This is a genomic window from Treponema sp. UBA6852, from assembly GCA_002449305.1.
Classification (GTDB): domain Bacteria; phylum Spirochaetota; class Spirochaetia; order Treponematales; family Treponemataceae; genus Treponema_D.
Map to the genome: position 1 here is coordinate 1 of DKDI01000013.1, position 12,506 is coordinate 12,506.

Consider the following 12,506-nt stretch of genomic DNA (forward strand, 5'->3'; position numbering starts at 1 on the left):
CGACATAAAAATTTTATAATTAAAAACAAGGAATTTTTTGTTTATTCTGTAGGGGCGAACTGTGTTCGCCCGTTGGATTTACCATAATTTCAGGCGGGCGAACACAGTTCGCCCCTACAAACCAACATCATCAAATTTACGTTAATTAATGCCGGTTCAAAACGAATTTTCTTTTATTCTGTTTTAAAACACAGTGAAATCACTTAAAGGATAATATCTTAAAATAACCTTTCCGACAACCTCATCAACCGGAACAAATCCGACCTGCCAGTGTCTGCTGTCCTTTGAATTCTGTCTGTTGTCGCCCATGACGAAAATACAGTCATCAGGAACGGTAAGCGGATAATCATCATCTTCAAACGCACCTGTATTATTGACAGTTGCATTATTTATGTATGGTTCATCAAGAACCTCACCGTCAACTGAAACAGTACCTGTTTCAAAATCTATATCAATAGTCTGACCTTCCGTGGCGATTACTCTTTTAACAATAGTCTTGTCAAGTGATTTGCTGTTTACAATAACAATATCTCCGTCCTCAGGCTGATAGAAAAGATGGAAATATATAAGCTTCTCAGTATCCTGAAGTGTCGGAACCATTGAATGCCCGTCCACCTGAGCAATACCTATTATAAATATGAATACAAGTCTTAAAATGAATATCCAGTAAAGCAATGTTTCAACTGTTTCAAGGATATCAGCAAGCAGAGTACTTTTTTTGCGTGTATCTTCCATTTTACCGCCTCATCTCTTTTTAATATACAAAGCCGAAATTATCGAAAGGAGAAATTCTGAGTATTACATGACCCATAACATCATCATTGCTTATAAGACCGACTTCCGGGTGACGGCTGTCCTTTGACCATAATCTGTTGTCGCCCATAACGAACATATAACCCTCAGGAATGGTTATCGGATAATCGAAAGCACCTTCATTTCTTGTAGTAAGGTCGGCGATATAGCTTTCATAAATCTGAACTCCGTCAACGTACACTATGCCGAGGTCGAAATCGATATCAACAGTCTGACCCTCCATGGCAATAATTCTTTTGACTATGCGTTTTCCAAGGCCGGGAGCTTCTGTGACTTCTGTCTGTGAATCATCAGTAAAAAGGTGTGAATTAACGCTGTTTATAATAATTATATCACCCTGTTCCGGTTTATACAGCAGATTTGAAACAATGAGCCTGTCATCTTCCTGGAGAGTCGGAACCATTGAAGTTCCTTCAACTGTAGCGATACGGAAAAGGAATGTAAATATAAGCAGCACGAGGAATACGGCATATATGACTGATTCTGCCATATCAGCCAAATCATCGAGGAAATTTTGTTTAGCAGTGCCATGTTTTTCAGAACTCATCAAATCATCTCCGTCATTTATCAGTATAGCAAAAAAGGGACTTTGCGTCCCTTTGTTCGCTGTTATGCGTTTTAAGACAAAAGAACAAGATGTCTTTCATCAGACTAACGAATAGCTTCTTTAACCTTTGCAGCTTTACCAACTCTGTCACGGAGATAATAGAGTTTAGCTCTGCGAACTTTACCTGTTCTGATAGTTTCAACCTTGTCGATAACAGGTGAATGGAGTGGGAAAACTCTTTCGATTCCGCAGCCGTGAGCAACACGTCTTACAGTGAATGTTTCATTGATACCGCCATGTTTCTTTGCGATAACAGTGCCTTCAAAAATCTGAATACGGAACTTGTCGCCTTCCTTGATTTTAACGTGAACCTTTACAGTATCACCGATATTAACTGAAGGAACATCTTTCTTCAAGCTGTCCTGACTGATAAGTTTAAGAGCGTCCATTTTAAAAATCCTCCTTAAAAATTTCCGAACATTCATGTATAAATTGTATACAGCGGACTGTCCGACTTAATGTCATTTACGGCATTAACTCTCACTGAATATAATTCAGCGGATTTCAAATGCTTTTATATAATAACATATTAAATAAAAAAATGCAATAGTTTTCAGGAAAAATCTTTTCCGTCACTGCAAATAATTCTTTCACGTTCAATTCTCACAGCATTTGAAGGAATATCAGCATATTTGCAGAAAACATCTGTTAAAAGAGTCGGATTATAATTTTTCTGAGTACCTGCGGGAAGTCTTAACATAATTTCAAGATATTCATCTTTTGCTGACGAGTCAAGAACATTTATAACAGGTTTTATATCTGTTTCAATCATCTGTTTCTTTTTATTTCGTTTAAGTACAATAATTTTTTCCTGAGATACAAATTCAATAAATTTTTCCCTGAGATTTACAGGATTATCATTAAATATTTTTATTTTAAAATCAGCGAATGCTATTTCAGTATGTTTGAGTTTCGGAGCTGAAACGCTGATTATTCTTATTCCGTCAGGGAGAACGCTGTTGAGGGAATTTTTTATCTGTTCATAAGGGATATCCTCCGTGAGAGTAAAATCCATTATCTCACAGCTGCTTTCAAATCCGAGTGACAGAGCAAGTGCAAACATCACATAGACATGAGGATTGAACCCCTCTGTATACCATACAGGGAGCTTTGAGCGTCTGAAAGCTCTCTGCATACATCTGTTGAGGTCAAGATGTGATATATATACCGCACTGTCTTTTTTTTCAAATACAGCTCTTATATCATTCAAAGCATTCACCTCCGACAGCCTTGTTTACGCCGCAGCCGGCACATTTTATGCGGCAGTTGGGAGTAGTTTTCTGGTCATATACAGCTTTTTTATGTTCTCTTATAAAAAAGTTCTTTGATACAAGATAATCGAGATGTTCCCATGGCAGAATCTCATCATAATCTCTTTTTCTGTTTGCATAGAATGAAATATCAATACCTGTTTCCTCAAAAGCCTCAAGCCATAAATCGAATCTGAAAAACTCCTCCCAGCCATCGAATTTGCAGCCTTTTTTCCATGCTGTATAGATAGCTTTTCCGAGTTTTCTGTCACCTTTTGCGAGAACGGCTTCAAGTATGCTTACATCAGGATTATGCCAGCTTACCTTAATTTTTCTGGTCTTTACGGAATCAATAAGAACTTTCTGTTTATGTTCTATCTGTTCACGGGTAGCCTGCGGTTCAAACTGGAAAGGAGTAAAAGGCTTCGGGACGAATGTTGCAGTACTTATTGAAACCTGAACACCTTTTCCTTTCGGGCGGTTCGGAATGGTATAATAGAGGTCAACTACTTTCTGGGCAAGTTCAGCTATTCCGGCAACGTCCTCATCTGTTTCAGTCGGGAGTCCGAGCATAAAATAAAGCTTTACATTTGTATAGCCGCCCTCAAAAGCGATACGGCAGGTTGACATTACCTCATCTTCTGAAACATTTTTATTGATAACGTCACGCAGACGCTGAGTTCCGGCTTCCGGAGCAAATGTAAGACCGCTTTTTCTGATTTTCGAAAGCTTTTCAAGAATATCAAGTGAAAACGCATTCACTTTTAAGGATGGAAGCTGAAACGAAACATTAAAGCCTTTGTAGCGTTCATTTAAAATATCAAGAAGACTTGAAACTTCAGGAAAATCCGCGCTGCTTAATGAATTAAGGCTGACTTCTCTGTAGCCTGCGTCAAAAACAAGATGGTCAATTTCTTCAATTATTAAGTTTTTGTTTTTTACACGCATAGGCCGATAATAAATTCCAGCATGGCAAAAACGACATCCGTTTGGACATCCGCGCATAATTTCAACAACGCCATGATCCTGCACAGGCTTGCTGGATGGAAGCGGAAACCATCCGGGCACAGATGGAACAAGCCCAAAATCAGACTGCACTACTCTTCTTGCAACTTTTTTTTCAAGATGCTTTTTTTTAGTCCAAATAAAATTTTTTGATTCTATAAATTCAATCAGTTCTTTTCTTGACGCGCCGTTTTTTTTCAGTTTGGACAAATCTTCAACTAAGTTAAAAAGCGCAGGCTCGGCTTCGCCTATAAAAAACGCATCAAAAAAATCGCTGAAAGGAGCTGGATTTGTAACACCACAGCCGCCAGCAATAACGATTGGCTCATCTTCATTTCTTTCGCTTGCAAGAAGATGAACTTTTCCGGAATCAAGCATTGCCAAAACTTCCGTTATTCCAAGCTCGTATCCAATTGAAAAGCCAATCATATCTGTTTTAAACAACGGAATTCCAGTTTCAATTGTGTAAAGCGGTACATTGCTTTCTTTTAAAAGATTTTCAAAATCAACATCAGGAGCAAAAACACGCTCGCATCTTACATCTGGAAGAAGATTCAGTCCATTATAAATAATTTTTACTGCAAGATTTGACATTGCAATTTCGTACAAATCAGGAAATGCAACTGCAAAATTAAAATATTCATCTGACCCGGAATGTGGCTTAACAGTGATTCCAAATTCTCCGCCAACATAACGCGATGGCGACTGAACAGTATTCAGCTTAGAACCAAAAATTTTCAGAGGATCAATTAAATCAGAAGTTTTCATAAAGTCGTTTTAAAATCAAGACGGCGGCTGTTAATGCTCATCAAAAGACCGATAGCAAGCATATTTGTAAGAAGAGCTGAACCGCCATAAGAAAGGAACGGAAGAGGAATTCCCGTGATTGGCATTATTCCCATAACCATTCCAACATTTACAATAAAATGAAAAAAGAACATACCAAGAATTCCTGAAGCAATGTAACAGCTATAGGAATTATTAGTCTGCCTTATTATGTGCGTAATTCGAAGCAAGATTGCAAAAAATGCGCAGAATAAAATAATTCCGCCTGAAAATCCCATTTCCTCTGAAAAAATGCTGAATATAAAGTCAGTACTTTGCTGAGGGAGAAAACGCAAATGGCTTTGAGATCCCTGCATAAATCCGCGGCCAAAAAGAGTTCCGGCGCCTATTGCGGTTTTGGACTGAATTATATTCCAGCCGGCTCCACGAGGGTCGCTGTTTGGATCTATAAAAACTATAAGCCTTGCAATTTGATAAGGTTTCAAAACTTTTCCGCAAGCCCAAGAACCAGCAATTGAACATGAAAAAATTCCAAAGAAATACGTAATCCAGTAATAGTATTTTTTCTTAAAAAACATATTTCCCAAAATTCCAATTATACAGATTCCAAGAGAAGCTGAAAAAACAAGAATTCTAAGTTTTATATTTGAAAGAACATGAATAACAGGAACAGATTTCCGTAAAATTTCAGTTTCCCAAATTGGAAGAACCGCAAAAACAATGGTAAACATTCCTGTCAGAAAAACAATCATAAGATAGCGGACAGGAACATCAGCCATGAAGCACATAAAAAGAAAGATAGGAAGAAAAACACTTGCAGTTCCCAAGTCAGGCTGAAGAAGTATAAGTCCCATTGGAACCATCATAATGCAAATTGCAAGCGCAAAACGCTTCATCGGCTTTTCTGCAGACGACTTGTCAAGGAAACGCGCTAAAAAAAGTATAAATGCAATCTTCATAAGCTCGGAAGGCTGAATTCCCAAATCCCCAATTCCAAGCCAGCTTCTAGCTCCATTTACATATCTTCCAAAAAATCTTGTATATACAAGAATTGCCGCTATAAAAATAAAAAAGTAATGGGAATATCGTTCCAGTCTTCTGTAATCCAGCAAAGCCATTATGGTCATTACAGAAAATCCAATGCAAAACCAGATAATCTGCTTTATATATTCATTGGAAACAAGAACGCCTTCAGAATTTATTCCAGAAGAATATATAAACGCAATGCCGACAGTTATTAAAAACAGAACACACAAAAGAAGAATATAGTCAATTGAACTAAAAAATCTGATTTTCATTCGCGTCTTCCTCCGGCTGCTCTTTGCCTGTTCAGTAAATAGCGGAATTTCAAAGCATCCACAGATTCTTCAAAAGTCTGATTATTGAAAATTCCCTGGATAATTATATTTGTAGCATAAGGCGCCCACCATTCCCAAGTGTTTACAGCTTCAACTAAAACTGCGACAACGACTTGCTCTTCAGGCGGAGCATCAAAAGGCGCATAGGCAACCATCCAAGAATGCCAGTGATTTTTTCCAACACCATTAACTTCCGCAGTTCCAGTTTTTCCCGCAATCTGAACAGAAGTATTGTGCATAGGATAAACCGCTGTTCCATCTGTAATTGTGTACCTCAAATTCCTTTGAATTTCTTTCCAGATTTCAGGAGCTACAGTTGACTCACGCATTACTTCTGGGTTTATTTCTTGAACTGAATCATTTGAAGAATCACGAATTTCTTTGAGCAGATGCGGCCTATAAATTTTTCCACTGTTGCAAACCATCGCCATCATATTCGCAACATGAAGAGGCGTTGCAAGAGTATAGCCCTGCCCGATTGACATATTCATTGTATCGCCACCAAGCCATTTTTCATGGTAACGGCGTTCTTTCCATTGCGGCGTAGGAACAAAACCATTGCTTTGAGCAGGCAAATCAATTCCAAGGCTCTGACCGAATCCAAATTCCTTGGAATAACTTGCAATTCGCTCTACTCCAAGATGATCAGTTCCTATGACCCAGAAATAAACATCACAACTCTGGGCAAGCGCATTTTTTAAATCAAGCCAGCCATGACCAGGAAGCCCGATATGGCAACGGAAAACACGGTCTCCATAAGTAATTCTTCCTGGACATTCTATCTTCTTTTCCGCAGGAAAAACTTTTTCCGAAAGAACCGCAGTGCTCATAATAATTTTAAAAGTTGAAGCCGGAGGATACTCTGCATTTACAACTCTATTCAGCATTGGCTTATTTTTGTCCGCAGCAAGTTTTGCATATTGGACAGAAGCGTCATCTTTTGAAAATATATTGGCATCAAAATACGGATATGAAACCATGGCAAGAATTTCCCCGGAAGCAGGCTTTAAAACAACCGCAGCCCCTACCCGCTCTCCAAGGGCTTTTTCTGCCAAAGTCTGAATTTCACTGTCAATTGTAAGAACAAGATTTTTTCCACTTACAGGCGGAACTACAACAGGATCTTCATTCAAGATTCTCCCGTGAACATCAACTGTGCGGCTTATGCTTCCTTCTTTTCCCTGAAGCAAACTGTCATACTGCCTTTCAATTCCAGTTTTTCCAACGATTGAATTTGAAGTGTAGCCTTTATTGTACATCAGCTTAAGTTCTTCATTTGTAATATCGCCTACGTATCCCAAGACATGGCTCATAGAACCAGTTTCAGCATAATAGCGGACAGGCTTGTTTCTCCAGGAAACTCCAGGCAAATCAGTCAGATTTTCGGCAATATTCGAAATAATTTCAAAGGGAACGTTCGTCTTTATTTCAATAGGCGAAAAGCTTCTTCTAAGCCGCTGCGGAATTTTTGCGTCAATATTCGATTTTGAAATTCCAAGAAATTTAGCAAGTTTCGTTGCAACAGTATCAAAATATCCCTGCGGAATTTCGCCTGGAATCAAATCAACAGCAAAAGAATCTGTATTAATAACCATCGGCAGTTTTGCTTTTCTGTCAAAAATTTCTCCACGCTGAGCCGCAATTGTTGTTATAGTTCTTGAAATTCGAACAGAGCGGGTTTGATACTGCGCACCTTCCAAAATCTGAAGACTAAAAAGTTTCAGCGCATAAACAGCAAAAAAAACAGAAATAATTCCAAGTAAAAATGAAACTTTATAATTTTTTTTAAGCGAGCCGCTTTTGTTTTTTGAATCTTCAAAAGCTGAATCAAAACGATTTTTTCCGCTCATTGAAAAATGTTCTCCGGTTTTAAAATAATGCTGTTTCTGAACAGCCTCAAAAATTTAAAAACAAAAGGACTTAGAAATCCATTCAATAAAATTTCAAATAAAAAACTGAAAGAAAAAATTTTATACGAAGCGACAATAAGAGGAAAAAAAACGGAAATGAGATAAATAAAAAGAACTTTCAATACCGTAGCACAAATTCCAAGAAAAAGCGGAACAAAAAATCCCTCTGTATTCAAGGACTTGTTGAAAATTCCGCCCAAATATCCAAGCACAGATCTAAGAAGGCAGTTCAGTCCAAGCGGACATGCGCTCAAAAAGTCCAAGAACAAGCCGGAAACAAAACCTGTAGTTTCACCGATTAACTTTCCGTTATTTATAGAAAAAAACAAAACGCAAATCAAAGACAAGTCTGGCAAAGCCGGAAGAAAAACAATATTCGAAAGAACTGCGGCTTCAAAAACAGAAACAAAAAGCAGAATGGCAGAACTTGAAAAAAAAGCTCGTAACATTTTTTCTCCAAACAATAAAAGCGCTAATTCTTTGCAAGCGGCGGCTTGTCATTTAAATTTTTTTGGTCAACAACAAGCACGTTTTCCAGACGCAAAAAATCTATAACAGGCTCAAGCTCAATGCTAAGCGATGAATCGTAATCAAGAATTTTGATTTTAGAAATACGGCCAATAGGAATATCTTTGACATAGTTTCCATTTTCTCCGCTAGTAACGACAATATCGCCATGATTCAAGCTGTCAAAAACTCTTTTCCGTATATACTGAAGATTTAACGGACTTCCATATGAACCATTTCCTGAAACAATTCCAATATCTCGAGTATTTTGAACCCGCGCGGAAATATTGCATTTTGTGTCGTAAACAGGCATTACAAGACTTGTATCAATACCAGCTGTAACAACTTTGCCTACAACGCCGACATTTCCATTTTGAATCGCAATAACAGGAAAACCTTTTTTTATTCCGCTTCTAGCACCTTTGTTTATTGTAATTCCAGAATAAAGATTGTCTGGGTCACGTCCGATTATTTGTGCAGGAATATTTTTATATTCAATTTCAGAGGCAAACTGAAGCTGTTCACGCAGGCGTTCATTTTCTTTTCTGATTTCGACATTGTTGCGCTGCATGAATTCATAGTCTTTAAGTTTTTCTGAAAGCTCATTGTATTCTTTTTGAAGAACTGTAATATCTCTTATTGATGTAACAATTCCAGCTACAGCACTTATCGCAGAACTGCTTCCTTTTTGAATTAAAGAAACTACAGAAAAACCAACTTTATTAAAATTGACAACAAATCCGCCACCAGAAAAACCTAAAAGCACTCCGCTGAAAACAACAAGAAATGCCAAAAGAATTTCCGCAGTTTTTATGCGGATAGAAGCTTTAAATTTTCCCGCCATGAGCAAACAACCCGATGTTTTTAGTCATTCAAATTTTCATAAATTGAACGACGAGTAGACATATCCTTGAACAATTCAAATGCTTCGCCTGCGCCTTTTGCAACGCATTCAAGAGGCTTTTCTACGAGGAACACAGGAACACCAGTTTCTTTCTTTATCAAATCTTTCAAGCCTTTTAGCATTGAGCCGCCGCCAGACATAACAATTCCACGCTCAACAATATCAGCTGCAAGTTCAGGAGGAGTGCGTCCCAAAGTTTTCTTTATTTCTTCAATGATTTTTGAAACCGGCTCTTTCAAAGCTTCACGCACTTCTACAGAATCAACTTCAAGGCGGCGTGGAAGACCTGTAATCGCATCTCCTCCGCGGATTTCCATTTTCCGGATTTTATCATCATCGATATTTTTTTCGGCAATTGCATTTCCAATTTCAATCTTAAGACGCTCCGCAGTCTGCTGTCCAATAATCAGGTTATGAACAGAACGAATATGCTTTATAATCGCCTCATCAAAAGCATTTCCTCCGATTCTAATTGAACTTGTAACAACCATTCCGCCCAAAGAAATAACTGAAACTTCTGTAGTTCCACCGCCAATATCGCAAACCATGTGTCCGGCTGGCTCGTAAATCGGAATTTCAGCGCCAATTGCAGCGGCAAGACTTTCCTCAATCAACTTTACTTCTTTTGCACCAGCCTTCAAAGCGGCAGCCATTACCGCATCCTGCTGAACCTGAGTAATGCAAGAAGGAATTCCGATTTTCATTCTTATAGACTTAAAAAGATTGTGCCGCGGAATTACTTTTGAAATAAAATACTTAAGCATTTTTTCAGTCGAATCACTGTCTGAAATAACACCGTCCGCCAAAGGTCTTATAGCGACAATATTTCCAGGTGTCTTCCAAAGCATTCTTTTTGCCTCAACACCAACAGCTTCAATTCTTCCAGTTCCTTTTTCAACTGCCACAACTGAAGGCTCGTCAATAACAATTCCCTGCCCACGGACATAAATCAGTGTATTGCAAGTCCCCAAATCAATTCCTATATCAGTTGTAAAATTATCAAGAAAGCTCATTTTTCCTCCTCCAAGCTTTTCTGTAAAATTCAAATTTCTATAGACCTGACATTTTTTTCAGCGCGCCTTTATGGTTGAACTGAATTTTCAGGCATTTGCGCCATTCAGACCGAGCTTTTATATTATCGCCTTTTTTCTCATATAATACACCAAGTCCGTAATGCGCGTCAGCAGAATTTTGATTTTTTTCAAGAATTGAATTAAATTCTTTTTCCGCATCCGAAAAATTACCTTCACTTGTATATATCTGCCCAAGAAGAATATGGCTGTCGTCCAAAAGCTCTTCATTCTGGCTTGTTTCCATAACGCGGACAAGATACTGCTTTGCAACAGATTCCTGCCCACTATTGCAATACTGTTTCGCAATGTTGAACAAAAGCGTGTCAGTTTCACGCACAAGAAGCGCCTCTGTAAAAGCCGCAATGCTTTCATCAGTTTCACCAAGAGACGCATAGCTTAAACCAAGCAAAAGCGGAATATCAACTGATTTATATCCATTTGAAACCGCAAGCAAAAGATATTTTACAACCAAGTCAGCATAATAATGGTAAGCTGAAACTTTGTTCTTATAAAAATACGCTCGGCCAAGCATATATTGAATCTGCGGAAGCGTGTCTTTTTTACATCCATGCATTGCTTTTCTAAGGCTGAAAATCGATTTATCCAAAAGCTCTTGAGACTTTATATTGTCAGTCTCTGATTCAGCCAGCATAAATGAACTGTAGCCCAAAAAAGTAAGAGCAGCATTATGATAAGGATTTTCATCAAGAATTTTTGAAGCTGAACTATAAACAGATTTATAACCATCTTCCGTGTGAAGCGACCAGTTTTTGTACATCGAATCAACTGAATCAAGCTTAAAAAATTTGTTTCCGATAAATTTTATAAAAATAAAAGAAAGCAACGTTACAAAAACAATTGCAAAAGACGCGATTATAAACTTAATGACAAAGGTTTTCCTTTTATGATAGAATAAGTCTAAACCGTATCTAGCTTTCATTTTCCCCACCCGAAAAATGCAATAAACAAAATCAAATCCGCTTTCAGAAAAACTGAAGCAAACAAAAATAAAAAAAAGGATATGGTAAGCCGGGTTCTGGAACGTTTTATTAAAAAACGTGTTGACCATCTATCTGCAATGCCAGTTGCCCGGCATTTCCAGCAATCTACCCGCAGCATAAGGCCGGAAAACCAAACTGCTATATGATTTTGCTCCTAATGAGGTTTACTTATGCCGTTTCTGTTGCCAAAAACGCGGTAGGCTCTTACCCTGCCTTTTCACCCTTACCCATTACAGGCGGTAATTTTCTGTAGCACTTTCTGTCGGCAAAGAAACTTTACTGAAAACCAGCAGTTTTTCTTTTCCGCCCGGTTATTGCCCGGCATCTTTTCCGGAGGAGCCCGGACTTTACCTCACTAAAAAGAAATCATCATCTCTTTTAGCGCGATCAACATATCCTTATTTTTTTAATTTTCATAATCAAGGGATTTGATAGAAGAATCTGAATCTTCTGAATCATCGCCCTCAATATCAATAAGATCCTCATCATCAAGAAGATCTTCATCCATGTCATCAGCTGAAATGTCATCATGAATTGAAACATAGTTTTCATCCAAATCAGCGGCTTCTTCATAGAAAAGAATTCTGCTGCAATAAGGACAGAAAAGTATTTTTTCTCCATGGTGAACTTCATTTGCAAACTGCGCCGGCAAAATCATGTGGCAGCCATCGCAAACTTTTCCTTTTACAGCGACAATTCCTTTGCGGTTTCTTTTTATTATTCTCTGAAACTTCATAATTGTTTCAGAATCAATGCCTTCTGACCATTTTGCTTCTTCTGATTTTAAAGCCTCAAGTTTTTCATTGCAAGAAGCAATTTCCTTGTCAAGATTTTCCCGGGCCTCATTTACATCTTTTTCTGTTGAAGCAATCAAATCTTCTTCGCTCTTAAGCAAATCGTTAAGCTCAGCCATGCTTTTTTCTTCACGCTGAAGCTCTTTTCTTTTTGAATCTTCCAAAGCCTGCGCTTCTGAAATTTGCTTTTCAAGAATTTCATATTCACGGTGTGTGGAAATCGAATCCATTCCCTTTTCGCCTTCTTCACGCTTTCTTTGGGCTTCATCGAGTTCAACTCTTAAACGAGCGACAATATCTTTTTTTTCTTCGTAAAGCTTATTTTTTTCGATATATTCTCTTTTGAAACGGTCAAGGCTTTCCGTGCTGCCATCAAGAGTTTTCGGCAATTCCTCAACTTTTGCTTCAATTTCATATTTTTCAGCAAGCACGTCCTGCAAGTTTTTTAATCTTTCTAATTCTTCTGTCATTTGCATAGATGGCAACCTCTTGTAAATT

At 38.0% G+C, this 12,506-nt stretch carries 12 protein-coding genes and 1 other RNA gene; all 13 read right to left on the reverse strand.

Annotated features, from left to right (window positions below):
• Window positions 1-183: 183 nt before the first annotated feature.
• The 13 genes from lepB (B3209_RS03140) to B3209_RS03200 all read right to left on the reverse strand — a co-directional run bounded on the left by lepB (B3209_RS03140) (window position 184) and on the right by B3209_RS03200 (window position 12,484).
• Window positions 184-735 (reverse strand): signal peptidase I, encoded by a 552-nt coding sequence (gene lepB, locus B3209_RS03140; RefSeq protein WP_296689804.1) that lies wholly within the window; start codon window positions 733-735, stop codon window positions 184-186.
• Window positions 736-754: 19 nt separating this feature from the next.
• Window positions 755-1,360, reverse strand: coding sequence for a signal peptidase I (gene lepB / locus B3209_RS03145; protein WP_296689806.1), 606 nt, complete (start codon window positions 1,358-1,360; stop codon window positions 755-757).
• 104 nt (window positions 1,361-1,464) lie between these two features.
• A complete protein-coding gene (rplS, locus tag B3209_RS03150; RefSeq protein ID WP_296689807.1) occupies window positions 1,465-1,809 on the reverse strand; it encodes a 50S ribosomal protein L19 in 345 nt (114 codons plus the stop codon).
• 164 nt (window positions 1,810-1,973) lie between these two features.
• On the reverse strand, window positions 1,974-2,630 hold the full coding sequence (locus B3209_RS03155; protein WP_296689810.1) for a TIGR03936 family radical SAM-associated protein: 657 nt from the start codon (window positions 2,628-2,630) through the stop codon (window positions 1,974-1,976).
• Window positions 2,623-4,443, reverse strand: coding sequence for a TIGR03960 family B12-binding radical SAM protein (locus B3209_RS03160; protein ID WP_296689812.1), 1,821 nt, complete (start codon window positions 4,441-4,443; stop codon window positions 2,623-2,625). Before B3209_RS03160 ends, B3209_RS03155 begins: the two co-directional genes overlap by 8 nt.
• Window positions 4,440-5,759: a rod shape-determining protein RodA gene (rodA, locus tag B3209_RS03165; protein WP_296664076.1), complete on the reverse strand. Its 1,320-nt coding sequence runs from the start codon at window positions 5,757-5,759 to the stop codon at window positions 4,440-4,442. The genes B3209_RS03160 and rodA overlap by 4 nt, the downstream gene beginning before the upstream one ends.
• Entirely contained in the window at window positions 5,756-7,669 is a 1,914-nt protein-coding gene (gene mrdA / locus B3209_RS03170) for a penicillin-binding protein 2 (RefSeq protein WP_296664077.1), read from the reverse strand. The genes rodA and mrdA overlap by 4 nt, the downstream gene beginning before the upstream one ends.
• Window positions 7,666-8,178 (reverse strand): rod shape-determining protein MreD, encoded by a 513-nt coding sequence (mreD, locus tag B3209_RS03175; protein ID WP_296664078.1) that lies wholly within the window; start codon window positions 8,176-8,178, stop codon window positions 7,666-7,668. Before mreD ends, mrdA begins: the two co-directional genes overlap by 4 nt.
• Before the next feature lie 23 nt (window positions 8,179-8,201).
• The gene (gene mreC, locus B3209_RS03180; protein WP_296664079.1) at window positions 8,202-9,080 is read right to left on the reverse strand and encodes a rod shape-determining protein MreC; all 879 of its coding nucleotides are present in this window, start codon (window positions 9,078-9,080) and stop codon (window positions 8,202-8,204) included.
• Between the two features lie 20 nt (window positions 9,081-9,100).
• Window positions 9,101-10,153: a rod shape-determining protein gene (locus B3209_RS03185; RefSeq protein WP_294016051.1), complete on the reverse strand. Its 1,053-nt coding sequence runs from the start codon at window positions 10,151-10,153 to the stop codon at window positions 9,101-9,103.
• Window positions 10,154-10,190: 37 nt separating this feature from the next.
• Window positions 10,191-11,153 carry a tetratricopeptide repeat protein gene (locus B3209_RS03190; RefSeq protein ID WP_296664080.1) on the reverse strand — a complete coding sequence of 321 codons (963 nt, stop codon included), beginning with the start codon at window positions 11,151-11,153 and terminating at the stop codon, window positions 10,191-10,193.
• 69 nt (window positions 11,154-11,222) lie between these two features.
• An RNA gene (rnpB, locus tag B3209_RS03195) (RNase P RNA component class A) lies at window positions 11,223-11,616 on the reverse strand.
• Window positions 11,617-11,620: 4 nt separating this feature from the next.
• Window positions 11,621-12,484, reverse strand: a complete 864-nt coding sequence (locus tag B3209_RS03200; RefSeq protein ID WP_296664081.1) for a zinc ribbon domain-containing protein — start codon at window positions 12,482-12,484, stop codon at window positions 11,621-11,623.
• Window positions 12,485-12,506 lie beyond the last annotated feature (22 nt).